At 60.1% G+C, this 14,615-nt stretch carries 10 protein-coding genes; 8 read left to right on the forward strand and 2 right to left on the reverse strand.

Annotated features, from left to right (window positions below):
- Positions 1–25: 25 nt before the first annotated feature.
- From hrpA to cysB, 7 genes are all read left to right on the forward strand, one after another.
- Positions 26–3,946, forward strand: a complete 3,921-nt coding sequence (gene hrpA, locus BMZ63_RS07110) for an ATP-dependent RNA helicase HrpA (protein ID WP_177187043.1) — start codon at positions 26–28, stop codon at positions 3,944–3,946.
- A 68-nt stretch (positions 3,947–4,014) separates the two neighbouring features.
- Positions 4,015–5,136, forward strand: a complete 1,122-nt coding sequence (locus BMZ63_RS07115) for a beta-ketoacyl-ACP synthase III (protein ID WP_091703810.1) — start codon at positions 4,015–4,017, stop codon at positions 5,134–5,136.
- Positions 5,137–5,277: 141 nt separating this feature from the next.
- Positions 5,278–5,982 (forward strand): MlaA family lipoprotein, encoded by a 705-nt coding sequence (locus tag BMZ63_RS07120; protein ID WP_244888386.1) that lies wholly within the window; start codon positions 5,278–5,280, stop codon positions 5,980–5,982.
- Between the two features lie 30 nt (positions 5,983–6,012).
- Positions 6,013–7,644 carry an ExeA family protein gene (locus tag BMZ63_RS07125; protein WP_091703610.1) on the forward strand — a complete coding sequence of 544 codons (1,632 nt, stop codon included), beginning with the start codon at positions 6,013–6,015 and terminating at the stop codon, positions 7,642–7,644.
- 4 nt (positions 7,645–7,648) lie between these two features.
- Positions 7,649–8,284: a general secretion pathway protein GspB gene (locus tag BMZ63_RS07130; protein WP_091703613.1), complete on the forward strand. Its 636-nt coding sequence runs from the start codon at positions 7,649–7,651 to the stop codon at positions 8,282–8,284.
- Positions 8,284–10,485, forward strand: a complete 2,202-nt coding sequence (gene dinG, locus BMZ63_RS07135; protein ID WP_091703616.1) for an ATP-dependent DNA helicase DinG — start codon at positions 8,284–8,286, stop codon at positions 10,483–10,485. The genes BMZ63_RS07130 and dinG overlap by 1 nt, the downstream gene beginning before the upstream one ends.
- 132 nt (positions 10,486–10,617) lie before the next feature.
- Positions 10,618–11,595, forward strand: coding sequence for an HTH-type transcriptional regulator CysB (cysB, locus tag BMZ63_RS07140; RefSeq protein ID WP_091703618.1), 978 nt, complete (start codon positions 10,618–10,620; stop codon positions 11,593–11,595).
- Here cysB and BMZ63_RS07145 read toward each other — a convergent pair.
- On the reverse strand, positions 11,567–12,304 hold the full coding sequence (locus BMZ63_RS07145) for a phosphoadenylyl-sulfate reductase (RefSeq protein WP_091703620.1): 738 nt from the start codon (positions 12,302–12,304) through the stop codon (positions 11,567–11,569). The genes cysB and BMZ63_RS07145 overlap by 29 nt on opposite strands.
- A gap of 210 nt (positions 12,305–12,514) precedes the next feature.
- Between BMZ63_RS07145 and thrH the strand changes: the two genes are divergently transcribed.
- A complete protein-coding gene (gene thrH, locus BMZ63_RS07150; RefSeq protein ID WP_091703623.1) occupies positions 12,515–13,129 on the forward strand; it encodes a bifunctional phosphoserine phosphatase/homoserine phosphotransferase ThrH in 615 nt (204 codons plus the stop codon).
- Between the two features lie 107 nt (positions 13,130–13,236).
- On the opposite strand, the gene pabB is transcribed toward thrH, so the two are convergent.
- Positions 13,237–14,589 (reverse strand): aminodeoxychorismate synthase component I, encoded by a 1,353-nt coding sequence (gene pabB / locus BMZ63_RS07155; protein WP_227663536.1) that lies wholly within the window; start codon positions 14,587–14,589, stop codon positions 13,237–13,239.
- Positions 14,590–14,615 lie beyond the last annotated feature (26 nt).

The following is a 14,615-nucleotide window of genomic DNA, read 5'->3' on the forward strand; positions in this document are numbered from 1 at the left end:
TGAGCCAGGAGCCCCTGCATCATTAATGACTGACACTGCCCCGACAAAACGCACCGACGCCCCCAAGGCCACCGTTGCCGAAATAATGAACCAGCTGGATGCCTGCAACCAGCAGGAAGCCGCGCGGATCATTCGCACGGCCAGCCGTCATAAAGGCAAACCAGGCCAGAGAGACCTGGTTAAAATGGCTGACTGGCTGGAGCGGGGTAAAGAGAAGGTCCGGTTGCGCCAGGCCCGGCACAAGCCCGCCCGTTTTCCCGAAGGCCTGCCGGTCAGTGACCGGGTGGACGACATCAGCGAGGCCATTGAAAAGCACCAGGTGGTGATCATTGCCGGCGAGACCGGCTCGGGCAAGACCACCCAGATTCCGAAAATCTGCCTGAATCTGGGCCGGGGCATTCGTGGCCTGATTGGGCATACCCAGCCCCGCCGTATTGCCGCCCGCAGTGTCTCCAGCCGCATTGCCGAGGAGCTGGGTGAGCAGGTTGGCCAGCAGATTGGCTATCAGGTGCGTTTTACCGACAACACCTCGGAAAGCTCCCGGGTGAAGGTGATGACCGACGGCATCCTGCTGGCCGAGATCCAGCACGACCGCTTCCTGGACCGCTACGACACACTGATTATCGATGAGGCCCACGAGCGCAGCCTGAACATCGACTTCCTGCTCGGTTACCTGAAGCAGCTGCTGCCCAAGCGCCCGGACCTGAAAGTGATCATCACCTCCGCCACCATCGAGGTGGATCGTTTCAGCGAATTCTTTGGCGAGGCGCCCGTCATTGAGGTGAGTGGGCGCACCTACCCGGTGGACGTTCGCTATCGCCCACTGGCCGGCGACGAGGACGACCGGGACCAGAGCTGGACCGACGGCGTACTGTCGGCCATGGAGGAAATCGAGCAGCACGAGCGCCAGGAGAAAAAGCCGCCGGGTGATGTGCTGGTGTTTCTGCCCGGTGAGCGGGAAATTCGCGCCCTGAGCAAGGTTCTGCGCCACGCCGACCTACGCCACACCGAAGTGCTGCCGCTGTACTCGCGGTTAAGCAACCAGGAGCAGAACCGGGTATTCCAGGCCCACAAGGGCCGGCGCATTGTGCTCTCCACCAACGTGGCAGAAACCTCGTTGACGGTGCCGGGCATCCGCTACGTGATCGACACCGGCGTGGCGCGCATCAGCCGCTACAGTGTGCGCTCGAAAATCCAGCGCCTGCCCATCGAGCCCATTTCCCAGGCCAGCGCCAACCAGCGGGCAGGGCGCTGCGGCCGGGTGGCTCCGGGTATCTGTTTCCGCCTGTACGACGAAACCGACTTCATCAATCGCCCGGAATACACCGACCCGGAAATTCTGAGAACCAACCTGGCCTCGGTCATCCTGCAAATGGCCACCTCCGGGTTGGGGGAGATCCGCCACTTCCCCTTCCTTGAGGCGCCGGAGCGCAAGCAGATCAACGACGGCTATAAACTGCTGGAAGAATTGAGCGCCGTTGATAGCAAGCGCCGGGTGACCAAACTCGGCCGCACCATGGCCCGCCTGCCGCTGGACCCGAGGCTGGCCCGTATGCTGGTGACCTCCGCCGACCAGGGCAGTCTCGCTGAAGTGCTGATCGTCATCGCCGGGCTCAGCATCCAGGACCCCCGGGAGCGGCCCCAGGAAAAACAGCAGGCCGCCGACCAGGCCCATGCGCCGTTCAACGACAAGGAATCGGACTTCGCCACGCTCCTCAATATCTGGAACTGGTTCGAGGAGCAGCGCCAGGAGATGTCCCAGAACCAGCTGAAAAAACTGTGCCAGAAAACCTTCCTGAGCTGGATGCGCATGCGCGAGTGGCGGGATATCCATCGCCAGTTGACCCTGATCTGTCGCGAACAGAAACTGGCACTGAACAAGGAACCGGCCGGCTACGATGCCATCCACAAGGCTATCCTGGCCGGTTTGCTGGGCCAGGTGGCGGTGAAAGTGGAAAAACGCGAATACCTGGCCACCCGGAACCGCAAGGTGATGATCTTTCCCGGCTCCAAAGTGGCGAAAAGTGGCCCCAAGTGGATTGTCGCGGCGGAAATCGTGGAAACCAGCAAGGTCTTTGCCCGCATGGTAGCCGGTATCCAGCCGGAATGGATCGAACCCCTGGCGGGGCACGTGGTGAAGCACCATTACTTCGAGCCGCACTGGGAGCAGAAGCGCGCCCAGGTGATGGGCTACGAGAAGGTAACCCTGTACGGTCTGGACGTGGTGCCCAAACGCCGGATTCCCTACGCCAAGGTGGACCCGAAGGAGTGCCGTGACCTGTTCATCCGCCGGGCCCTGGTGGAAGGCGACTACCGCTCAAAGGCACCCTTCATTGCCCGCAACCGGGAGATGCTCGACACCGTTGAAAACCTGGAGAAGAAAACCCGGCGCCGGGACCTGCTGGTGGACGACGAAGTGCTGGTGGCCTTCTACGACGAGCGCCTGCCCGACGACATCGTCAGCGGGCGGCATTTTGAAAGCTGGTGGAAAGGGCTGTCGGCCGGGGAACTGAAGAAACTCGAGCTGACCGAAGCGGATGTACTGCAGCGCCCGGTGGACCAGTCCGCCGCCGAACTGTACCCGGACTACCTGGAATGGCAGGGCGTGAAATACCCGCTCAGTTATGAATTCGAGCCCACCAGCGAGCGTGATGGTGTCACACTGAAAGTACCGCTGATGGCCCTGAAGCAGATTCCCGAGCGCCGGCTGGAATGGCTGGTGCCCGGCCTGCTGCGGGAGAAGTGCATTGCCCTGGTCAAGGGCCTGCCCAAATCCCTGCGCCGTAACTTTGTGCCGGTGCCGGATTTCGTCGACGCCGCCCTGGAAAACATGCAGCCGGACAATGAACCCCTGGCCCTGAAGCTGGGCGAACAGCTGCGCCGCATGACCGGCGTGCAGATTGACCCGGACGCCTGGCCCCAGGACGAGTTGCCCCGGCACCTGCGCATGAACCTGCGAGTGACCGGCGACAAGGGCAAGACCATCGCCGAGAGCCGCGATGCCGGTGAACTTCAGGATAAGCTGGAGGGCAGGGCGGAACAGGCCCTGGCCTCGGCCACCGATCAGGAGACCGACGATAGCGAACCGGCGGAATACACCGACTGGCAGTTCGGCAAGCTGCCCGAACAGGTGCAGACCGAGAAAGGCGGCATGCAGGTCACCGTTTACCCCGCGCTGGAAGATCAGGGCCAAACCGTGCGCACCACCCGCTGTTTGGACCGTCTGACGGCTGAAGACACCACTCGAAGGGGCATCGCCCGCCTGATCATCCATCGATTCGGCAACACCCTCAGCGATCTTGAGCGCAAGCTGCCGAAATTCCGCCAGTCAGCGCTGATGTTTGCGCCTGTCGGCAAAGCAAAGGTGCTTCTGGACGACCTGCTGCTGTCCACGGTGATGCAGCATTTCCTGGCGGAAGAGCTGCCACGGAACCGCGACAGCTTCTTGCAATGCTTTGATCAGCATCGAGGGGATTTCATCCCGGCCCTGGAGGAAGCTGACGAACGCTTGTACCAGGCCATGACCGGCTACCAGAAAATAGCCAAACAGCTAAAGGGCAAAATCAGCCTGGCCCAGGCCAACAGCATGGCGGACCTGAAATTCCAGATGCAGAATCTGGTGTACCCGGGCTTCCTGGTGGACACGCCCGCACAATGGCTCGCCCGTTTCGGTGTCTACTTCGAGGCAGCGGATATCCGGCTGGAGAAGATGCCCCGGGAAATGGGCCGCGAGCGGGAATTCCTGCACACCATCGAGCCGTTGTGGGCCCGCTACGCCTCCAAGCGAGACCAGCACAAACGCCAGGGTGTGAAAGACCCGGAGCTGGAGTTGTACCGCTGGATGCTGGAGGAATTCCGCGTCTCGTTCTTTGCCCAACAGTTGGGCACGGCAATGACCGTTTCGGTTAAACGCCTGGATAAGCAGTGGCAGAAAACCCGGGTTTAATGATTGTGTTAGTATTTGCGACATAAGGGTGCGGGCGCACCACTCAATAACCATAGCGTGGGGTGATTGTGATGAAAGCCGTCATCAGTGGAACCGGTCTGTATACACCGCCGGCCACCATAACCAACGACGAACTGGTCGAAGCCTTCAACCAGTTCGTAGAGCTGTTCAACGAAGAACACGCAGAGGCCATTGCCCGCGGCGAAGTCACCGCCCTGCAGCCTTCGTCCACGGAATTTATTGAAAAGGCTTCCGGCATCAAATGCCGACACGTGGTGGACAGGGAGGGCATTCTCGATCCACGGCGGATGAAGCCCTACATCCCCGAGCGCAGCAACGACGAGCCCTCTGTGCAGTGCGAAATGGCCGTCTCAGCCGCGAAACAGGCGCTGGAACAGGCCGGCAAAACCGCCGCCGATGTGGACGCCGTGATTGTTGCCTGTTCGAACCTGCAGCGTGCCTATCCCGCCGTGGCCATTGAAGTGCAGAGTGCCCTGGGTATTGACGGCTTTGCCTACGACATGAACGTGGCCTGCAGCTCTGCCACCTTTGGCTTGCAGGCGGCGGTGAACTCGGTTGAGAATGGTGCAGCCCGCGCCGTACTGGTGATCAGCCCGGAGATCTGTTCCGCGCACCTGAATTTCCGGGACCGCGACAGCCACTTCATCTTTGGTGACGCCTGCACCGCCATACTGGTTGAAAGGGAAGAGCAGACCCGCCCGGGACAGGGCTTCGAGATTCTGGGCACCCGCCTGAAAACCGAGTTTTCCAACAACATCCGCAACAACTTCGGCTTTTTGAACCGTACTGACGAATCCGGCGTAGGTAAGCCTGACAAACTGTTCATCCAGCAGGGGCGCAAGGTGTTCAAGGAAGTGTCACCGCTGGTGGCTCAGACCATCCAGGCGCATCTTGAGTCTTTGTCTCTGTCGCCCAACGACCTGTCCCGCCTGTGGCTGCACCAGGCCAACCTGAACATGAATCAGTTGATCGCCAAAAAGGTCCTGGGCCGCGAAGCCAGCCTGCAGGAAGCGCCGGTCATTCTGGATGAATACGCCAACACCAGCTCCGCCGGTTCCGTGATCGCTTTCCACAAGCATCAGGATGATTTGCAAACCGGTGATCTGGGTGTGATCTGCTCCTTCGGGGCCGGATATTCCATTGGCAGCGTGGTCGTAAGACACCGCTGACCCTGTACCGATTCACAGCGTTACCGCTTTAACAGACCGAGATTGAACATGGAAAAGACGTACTTCTCGTGCCGGGCGGGGCTGGCTGCGGCTGGCCTCGCCTTAACTCTTGCGTACCACCCCGCCGTATTTGCCCAGAACATGCAGGAACCGGTGCCCGAAGGCTCGCCGGAAATCTCTTCCACGAGTGCCTACGATGATCCGCTGGAAGGTTGGAACCGCAAGGTATTCGCCTTTAACGATGGCATAGACCGATGGGTGCTGCGCCCGACCGCCAAGGCCTATCGAACCGTTACCCCGGATGTGGTGGACACCGGGGTAACCAATTTCTTCAGCAACATTGGCGAGATCGGCAACTTTGCCAACAGCGTGCTGCAGGGCAAGGGCGAATCGGCGGTGGTGGCGTTTGGCCGGTTCACCTTCAATACCGTGTTTGGTCTGGGTGGCCTGTTTGACGTGGCCACCAGCTTTGATTTGCCGGAACGCCAGGAAGATTTCGGCCAGACCCTGGCCACCTGGGGTGTCGGTTCAGGGCCCTATCTGGTCATGCCGCTTCTTGGCCCGTCAACTCCCCGTCACACCACCGGTTTTCTGACCGATGGCTTCGTGCTGCCGTCGCCCTGGGACGCCGTGGACGAGCCGGACTGGTATTACCTGCGTGCGCTGCAGGTGGTGGATAAGCGGGCGGACCTGATTCCGGCCGAGCGCTTTATTTCAGGGGACCGCTATACTTTCATGCGTAATGCGTTTCTTCAGCGCCGTGAATTCCTGATCAATGATGGTAAAATTACCAATGACCCGTTCGCCGCTGATAACGACGAAGACCTGATGCTCGAGGATTTCTGAGCAACCACCCGGGCGGGGCCCTGAGCGCACATGTACTACGATTTTTTCGGCTTTCGGGAAGCGCCTTTCTCGATCGCCCCAGACCCCCGCTATCTGTACCTGAGCGGGCGCCACAAGGAGGCGCTCGCCCATCTGATGTATGGCGTGCAGGGGCAGGGTGGTTTTATCGTGATCACCGGCGAGGTGGGCACGGGTAAGACCACGGTATGCCGCTGTTTTATCGAGAATGCACCAGAGCACGTCGACATCGCTCTTGTGCTCAACCCCCGCCTGTCCGCCCGCGAGTTGTTGTCCTCCATCTGTGATGAGCTGGGCATTGATCACTCCCCGGACGCCAGCATCAAGTTGCTGGTGGACGCTATCAATCAGGACCTTCTGAAAGCTCACGCCGAGGGCCGGCACAAAGTGCTGGTGATTGATGAGGCGCAGAACCTGTCCGCCGACGTGCTCGAACAGCTGCGCCTGCTGACCAATCTGGAAACCGCCGAGAAAAAGCTCCTGCAGATTGTCCTGCTTGGGCAGCCGGAACTACAGCGGCTGCTGGCCTTGCCGGAACTGCGCCAGCTTAATCAGCGGGTGACCGCCCGCTACCATCTGGATGCGCTGGAGCGCGCCGAGCTGCCCGAATACCTGCATTACCGCCTGTCGGTGGCTGGCCTGCGCGGGGAAGTGTTCACGCGCGGGGGTATTCGCCAGTTGTATCGTGCCAGTGGCGGTATTCCACGGCTCATTAACCTGATTGCCGACCGGGCCTTGCTTGGCGCCTACGCCGAGGGCGAGCGTCGGGTGGGCAAAGCCCAGATACGTCAGGCGGCCAGGGAAGTGCTGGGAGGAGCCGGCCCCGGCCGGATTGGTGGCCATGGGCTGCTTGTGGCTGCCTCGGTGGTGCTGGCTGTGCTTGCCACCGGCTGGCTGGCCATGGAGCAAAGCCCCGGCTTGCCCGGGGTTGCCTCACTGGTGCCCCCGGCCCTGTCACCCGCCGGGGAGGCTACCGTCGAGCCAACCGGGGAGTCGACGCCGGAACCGCCGGCACCGCAGGCCCTGCCGGACCTGGAATTGGCCCGGCACACGCTGGATCGCGCCGCTGCCTTCCAGCAACTCTTTCAGGTCTGGGGGCGGGAGTTTGATGCCGCCGCCGGCGGGCTTGCCTGCGACCACGCCCGGGAGGTTGGCCTGTCCTGCCTTGAACAGCGTGGCAGTCGCCGTAGCCTCGAGTTTCTGGACCGGCCGGTCATACTGACTCTTGAAATGCCCCGGGGCGAGCCACGCTATGCCGTGTTGCGCTCACTCAAGGGTGAGCGGGCGGTGCTGGCAACCCAGTCCGGCCCGCGCGAGGTGTCGTTTGAACAACTGGAGCGGCACTGGTTTGGAAATTTCCTGTTGCTGTGGCGGCCACCGGAGTATGTGGATTCGGACAATCTGTATACCGATTCCACGGAACAGGAATTGTGGCTGGGCGCGCGCATGATGCAACTGGCAGAGAAACTGGCAGGCACCGATACGGAAATCGCCCGGATCAAGGCGTTGCCCGTGGATCAGCAGGTGCAGTGGTATCAGCAACAAAGTGGCCTGACGGTTGACGGCATTCCCGGAGCCCGCACCCTGATCCGGATCAACAATGATCTGGCCGCGGATGTCCCGACCCTGCAGGGGGAGGGTTAAGCCCATGTCCTACATTCTCGAAGCACTGAGAAAGTCTGAAGCGGAACGCCGTCAGGGCAAGGCGCCGGATCTCGGTCAGCCTGTGCAGATGATTTACCGGCCCCGTAAAAAGCCGGTGGCCGCCATGGTTTGGGTCGGGCTGGCGCTGCTGTTGAATGCAGTGGTGTTGGGCACGGTTTTCTGGCCAGAGCTTCGGTCCGTGTTGGCAGGCGTCGCGCCCGCCGGTGAACCGGTTTCCCCGACGGTGCCGGTTATTGCGGAGCCAGCCGTGCAACCGGAAGAAGCTCCGGTGGTGCTGTCGCCAGACACGCCGGATTATGGCGAGCCCACCATCATTGTTCCGAGAACCGGCGGTCAAAACGCCGCATTGACAGACACTTCACCTCCGGGCAGGGTGCCGCATCTGGTAGAATTGCCACTTTCCTTTCAGAAGAGTGTCCCGGATTTGACCTTCAACAGCCATATTGTCTCTTCCAATCCCTCCGCCAGCAGCGTCATGGTGAACAACCAGTACCTGCGTGCCGGTGACCGCCTTGGCGCGTTGCTGTTGGAGAACATCGGTGATGATGCCGTGGTTTTCCGCAAGGATGACCAGCGTTTTCGCGTGGGCACCCAACGAAACTGGGTGAGTCCGGACTGATGGCTCTGAGTGAAGAGGTCAAACAACAAATCCAGCAAGCCTACCGGGATGTCCTGGCTGGCAAGGATATTCGTGCCCGTTACGGCCAGCGGTTAATGATTGCCGAAATCGCCAAGTACATGGGCGATATTGACGAAAACGACGGTCAGCGCACGTCGCCGCCCGCCACCTGTGTGGTAGAGGCGGGTACCGGCACCGGGAAAACCCTGGCCTACCTGATTGCCGCCATCCCGGTGGCCAGGGCCCTCGGTAAAACGTTGGTGATCTCAACCGCCACTGTCGCCCTGCAGGACCAGATTGTCCTGAAGGACCTGCCGGATCTGCGCAAGCACAGCAAACTGGATTTCAGCTGGACCCTGGCCAAGGGCCGGGGCCGCTACCTGTGCATGTCGCGCCTGGAGAGCCGCCTGCACGATGAAGGTCACGGCGACAGCGACACCATGCCCCTGTTCTTGCTGGACAGTCCGCAGGACGGCGACGCCGCCGACAAGGCCACGTTTGAGCGGATGCTGGCGGCTTACGGCTCCCGTGAATGGGACGGCGACCGGGACCACTGGCCGGAACAGATTCCCGATGACACCTGGCGCCAGGTGACCACCGACCACCGCCAGTGCACCAACCGCCACTGTGCGTATTTTGACAGCTGTGCCTTCTTTGATGCCCGCAAGGAGCTGGATGAAGCCGAGGTGGTGGTCGCCAACCACGATCTGGTGTTGGCGGATCTGGCTCTGGGTGGTGGTGCCATTTTGCCCGAACCCGAAAATGCCCTGTTCATTTTTGACGAGGCCCATCATCTGCCGGACAAGGCGCTGAACCACTTTGCCGCCTCGGTTCCCCTGAACAGCACCCGGCAATGGCTGAAACAGCTGTCCCAGGGGCTCAGCAAAATGCAGCCCTGGGTGCCCGGTGGCTCCCAGGCCGCCAAAGCCATCGAAAAAATCAGCACAGCGGGTCGCGATCTGGACCAGGAACTGGCCAAAGTTTACGAGGAAGTGGAGCAAAACACTGGCTGGGACTTCAACGAAGAACGGCGCAGTGCGCAATGGCGATACCCGGAAGGGGAGTTGCCCGAAGACCTGGCCGCACTGGCGGCCGACACCCGCATTGTCACCGCCGGCCTGGTGCGCCAGCTGGGCGCACTGGTGGATGAGCTGCAGACCGCGTTTGACGAACGCAAGGACCCGGAACTGGACCGCGATACCGCTGAATCCTGGTTTCCTGTGATTGGCAGCTTTCACAGCCGGGCGGAAGACCAGTTGCGGCTCTGGGCCGCCTGGTGTGAAGGCGTGAATCAATCAGACACCGGCAGTGAATCCGGCGATCAGGCGAAAACAGAAGAAGGCGCGAAAAAACCGCGCTACGGCCCGCCACCGGCCCGCTGGGCAATTCGCCAGCGCTGGGACCATGCCGAAGATATCACCCTGTACAGCTCGCCGGTGCTGGCGGACAACCTGTTGTATGCGCGGCTTTGGTCCCGGACTTATGGCGCGGTGCTGACCAGTGCCACATTGACGGCGCTAGGGCGTTTTGACCGGCTGCGTTCCCGTGCCGGTCTGCCCGAAGCCAGCCGGTACATGGTGGTGCCCAGCTCTTTCCGCTATGCCGAAATGGCCACCGTGGAAGTGCCGTTCATGGCCGCCATGCCCACCGACGACGGCTTCGCCGACGCCATCATCCAGCGCTTGCCGGACCTGTGGGCGGGCGAAAAGGCCACGCTGGTGCTGTTCACCTCACGTCGCCAGATGCAGCAAGTGCGGGATGCGTTAGCACCCAATCATCCGGAATTGATCCTGACCCAGGACGACATGGCCCGGAATGAAGTGCTGCGCCAGCACTGCAGTCGTATTGATGAGGGCAAACCCAGCGTGCTGTTCGGCGTGGCCAGTTTTGCCGAGGGCATCGATTTGCCGGGCAAATACCTGCACCACGTGGTAATCACCCGCCTGCCGTTCTCGGTGCCGGACGATCCCATCGAAGCCAGCCTGGCCGAATGGGTAACCCAGCGAGGGGGCAATCCGTTCATGGAAATCACCGTACCGGACGCCTCCGTGAAGCTGGTCCAGGCCGTGGGTCGGCTATTGCGCACCGAACAGGACACCGGCCGGGTGACGATCCTCGACCGGCGCATCATCGCACGCCGTTATGGTCAGCTGCTGCTTGATGCCTTGCCGCCGTTTCGGCGTGTTATCGAATATAGTTGAGAGCTGTCGTTGAAAAGTGGCACTTGGTCTACACTAATGACAGTGTGATAATGTATACCGAAAAAGAATGAAAATCGCTGCCGTTATGCGTAGTATTTGCTCGTTGACTGAATCACGGAGCACCAGATCCCCATGAAATTACAACAATTGCGATACATCTGGGAAGTCGCCCACCACGACCTGAACGTTTCGGCCACGGCCCAGAGCCTGTTTACTTCCCAGCCCGGCATCTCCAAACAGATCCGCCTGCTGGAAGACGAGCTTGGCCTGGAAGTGTTTGCCCGCAGTGGCAAACACCTGACCCGAATCACCCCGGGTGGCGAGATTATCATCCGTGAGGCCGGCGAGATCCTGCGCCGGGTTGAAGGCATCAAAAAAATTGCCCAGGAGTTCAGCAACCAGCGCAAGGGCGATCTCAGTCTCGCCACTACGCACACGCAGGCCCGTTACGCATTGCCACCAGTGATTCGGGGATTCATTGAAGAATACCCGGATGTGTCGCTGCACATGCATCAGGGTACGCCGACTCAGATTTCCGAGATGGCGGCCAGTGGCGCTGCTGATTTTGCCATCGCCACTGAAGGCATGGACCTGTTCAATGACCTGATCATGATGCCGTGCTACAAGTGGAACCGGTGTGTGATCGTGCCCAAGGATCATCCGTTGGCCCAGGGCCAGGAACTGGCCCTCGAAGAGCTGGCCAAGTTCCCGCTGGTCACCTATGTGTTTGGTTTCACCGGCCGTTCAAAGCTGGACGAAGCTTTCCAGAGCAAGGGTCTGGAGCCGAAAGTGGTGTTCACCGCCGCCGATGCCGACGTGATCAAAACCTATGTGCGCCTGGGTCTTGGCGTGGGCATCATCGCCAGCATGGCGTTTGATCCGGAAGTGGACACCGACCTGGTGGCACTGGATGCCAGCAAACTGTTCCGGCCGTCCATTACCCGTATCGGTTTCCGCAAGGGCACCTTCCTGCGCGGTTACATGTACGATTTCATGCACCGCTTTGCGCCCCATCTCACCAAGGAAATGGTGGATCAGGCGGTGGCCCGGCAGGGCAGCCGGGCGGAGATCGAGGAACTGTTCAAGAACGTGGAACTTCCGACGTACTGATCAGATTGCCGGCATGGAGGCCGCACTCCTTGTGAGTGGCTTCTTCCCACCACCAGCGTCCCTCACGTTCATGCTGACCCGGCAACACCGGCCGGGTGCACGGTTGGCAGCCAATGCTGACATACCCTTGCTCGTGCAATTCGTTGTAGGGCGCCTCGGACATGCGGATGTAATCCCAGACCTCTTTTGAGGACCAGTTCGCCAGCGGGTTGAATTTCACCAGGGTTTTACCGGGCGCTGAAAACGTGGTGTCGGCCTGCACCACCGGTACGTCATTGCGGGTGCCGGGGCTCTGGTCCTTGCGCTGGCCGGTAATCCAGGCGTCAACCGTGGCCAGCTTGCGCTTCAGCGGATTGACCTTGCGAATGCCACAGCACTCGGAGTGGCCATCTTTATAGAAGCTGAACAGGCCCTTTTCACTGACCAGTTGCTGGACTTCCCCGGCATCCGGGAACAGGATGTCGATATCAATCCCGTAGTGTTCCCGTACCCGTTCGATAAAGGCATAGGTTTCCGGATGCAGCCGGCCGGTGTCCAGGGTGAAAACCTGCAAGTTGTCGGTGAGCTTGTGAGCCATTTCGATCAGTACCACGTCCTCGGCACCGCTGAAGGAAATGGCAATGTTGTCATACCTGGCCAAAGCCTCTTTCAGGATGGCTCTCGGGCTTTGGCTTTCCAGTTCTGTACGCAGTGTTTCGATATCAGTCATGGTTATCCAGGGGTTGGGATCAAGTGACTCAAGGCTAACACCAAACCTGATATGTTATTAAGAAATCAATAACTATAACTTTATGCGCTTAACCTTGTCGGTTATGGTGGATTTCAATGCATTCCGGCGCTGTTTTTCATATCATACGCGCCATAAATCGGGGATGCCGACCCGCATCCCGAACTTTTCATCATTTTTCAGGAGACCGTTGTGGAACTCGCATGTCTTGACCTTGAAGGAGTATTGATTCCCGAAATCTGGATCGCTTTCGCGGAGAAAACCGGCATTGAAGAACTCAAGGCAACCACCCGGGACATTCCTGATTATGATGTATTGATGCAGCAGCGTCTGCGTCTTCTGGATGAGCATGGCTACGGTCTGCCCGAGATTCAGGAAGTGATCGGCACGCTGGACCCGCTGCCGGGCGCCGCAGAGTTTCTGAACTGGCTGCGTGAGCGCTTCCAGGTGGTGATCCTGTCCGACACCTTCTACGAATTCGCCATGCCGTTGATGAAAAAGCTGGGTTATCCGACACTGCTGTGCCATAAGCTGGAAGTGGCTGAAAACGGCCAGATTACCGACTACCTGCTGCGCCAGCGTGACCCGAAGCGCCAGTCCGTGCGAGCCTTCCAATTGCTGAACTACCGGGTCATCGCGGCGGGGGATTCCTATAACGACACCACTATGCTGGGTCAGGCGGAGGCCGGCATTCTGTTCCATGCCCCGCAGAACGTCATCGACGAATTTCCACAGTTCCCGGCAGTGCACAATTTTGATGATCTCCGGAAGGAATTCCTCAAGGCCAGCGCGGTTCACTCCGAGTAGGCTCCAGTAATCGGGTAGGCCTTTCCAGAACACGCTGTAAAGACATCCATGTCCCGCTCGAGCTCCGCCATCCATGGCTCCGCACGGTTCTGGAAAGGCCTACCCGATCACTTCCGCGTTGAACTCGGTGTTTCCAGAAACCGCATTAACGGCTGCACCTTGGCCAGCGTTTCCTGATATTCGGCTTCAGGGTCGGAGTCGGTAACAATGCCGCCTCCGCCCCAGCAATGAATGCTGCCATCTTCCTCGCATAACAGGGTGCGGATGGCGATATTGCTGTCCAGGTGTCCGTCCAACCCGTAATAAAACACCGAGCCGCAGTAGGGCCCTCGCCAGTGGGGTTCAAGTTCCCGGATAATCTCCATCGCCCGGATTTTCGGGGCGCCGGTAATGGAGCCGCCGGGGAACGCATCAAACAGTGCCTGCAAGGGTGTAACATCGTCCCTGAGTGTGCACCGGATATGACTCACCAGATGGTGAACGTTGCGGTAGGATTCCAGTGCAAACAGCCGGTCCACCGCCACACTGCCTGTCCGGGCATGAAGGCCCAGGTCATTTCTCAGTAAATCGACAATCATCAGGTTTTCAGCGCGGTCTTTCTCTGAAGCCTGCAGGTCCGCTGCCAGTTGTGCGTCTTCCTCCGGCGTTTGTCCCCGTGGGCGGGTGCCCTTGATCGGGCTGGTGATCACCGTCCGGTGGCGTATGTCCAGAAAACGCTCGGGTGAAACCGAGATGACCGCGCGGCCACCCATGCGGATAAAGGCGCTGTAAGGCGTCGGGTTTTGCGCCGTCAGTGCCCGAAACGCGCACCATGGGGCGCCCGTGAATGTTCCTGTAAACGCCTGCGACAGGTTGGCCTGATAACAATCCCCGGCCAGAATGTAGTCCTTCACCCGACCGACTCCGGCTCGAAAGGCCTCGGGAGTTTGTTCCGGCGCAAAGGGGGAGGGCATTTGCCAGCGATCGTGCTGAGGCGTGGCGTCTGCTGACAGCCAGGCCTCAAGGGTTTTCCGGACCGGGGAAGGGCATTGCGGGTGGACCCACAGCCAGTAATCATCCGTTGTCCGGTCATGACTGGCTGTCCAGAGATAGAAGCCGGCATGGATGACCGGAAACGGGCAATCCGGCGTAAGGTTTACCAGGCGCCTTTCCCGTCGATAACCAAATTCGTAGCCCATTACCCCGAGCCAGCCGCCGGGGAACAGCGGTTTGATGTCACCGGGCAACGGGTACTGGCGTCGCAGGTTTTCCATGCGCTCGGCCAGTTCGCGGGTATCGAGTGGCGAACGCTCCGCCGGACATTCGATCTGCTCGATTGCCAGGGCGCTGAAACCGGACAGTTGACCGCGGGCCGCTTCGTTGCCCTCGCTGCCGAGATAGGCAAAATCAGGAGCCTGGCACGCGTGGGCCAGCAGTCTCTGGTAACGTGTTCTATCCAGTTGTCTCAGGCTCGAATGCACGCGGTCACCTTTTGGTTCAGCGAGAA

Source organism: Marinobacter persicus, assembly GCF_900114155.1.
GTDB classification, from domain to species: domain Bacteria; phylum Pseudomonadota; class Gammaproteobacteria; order Pseudomonadales; family Oleiphilaceae; genus Marinobacter; species Marinobacter persicus.

What these genes read in the sequence shown, in the direction of transcription:
- hrpA (WP_177187043.1), top strand. Translation starts at nt 26, where the DNA reads ATGACTGACACTGCCCCGACAAAACGCACCGACGCCCCCAAGGCCACC.
- BMZ63_RS07120 (WP_244888386.1), top strand. Translation starts at nt 5,278, where the DNA reads ATGCAGGAACCGGTGCCCGAAGGCTCGCCGGAAATCTCTTCCACGAGT.
- BMZ63_RS07125 (WP_091703610.1), top strand. Translation starts at nt 6,013, where the DNA reads ATGTACTACGATTTTTTCGGCTTTCGGGAAGCGCCTTTCTCGATCGCC.
- BMZ63_RS07130 (WP_091703613.1), top strand. Translation starts at nt 7,649, where the DNA reads ATGTCCTACATTCTCGAAGCACTGAGAAAGTCTGAAGCGGAACGCCGT.
- dinG (WP_091703616.1), top strand. Translation starts at nt 8,284, where the DNA reads ATGGCTCTGAGTGAAGAGGTCAAACAACAAATCCAGCAAGCCTACCGG.
- cysB (WP_091703618.1), top strand. Translation starts at nt 10,618, where the DNA reads ATGAAATTACAACAATTGCGATACATCTGGGAAGTCGCCCACCACGAC.
- BMZ63_RS07145 (WP_091703620.1), bottom strand. Translation starts at nt 12,304, where the DNA reads ATGACTGATATCGAAACACTGCGTACAGAACTGGAAAGCCAAAGCCCG.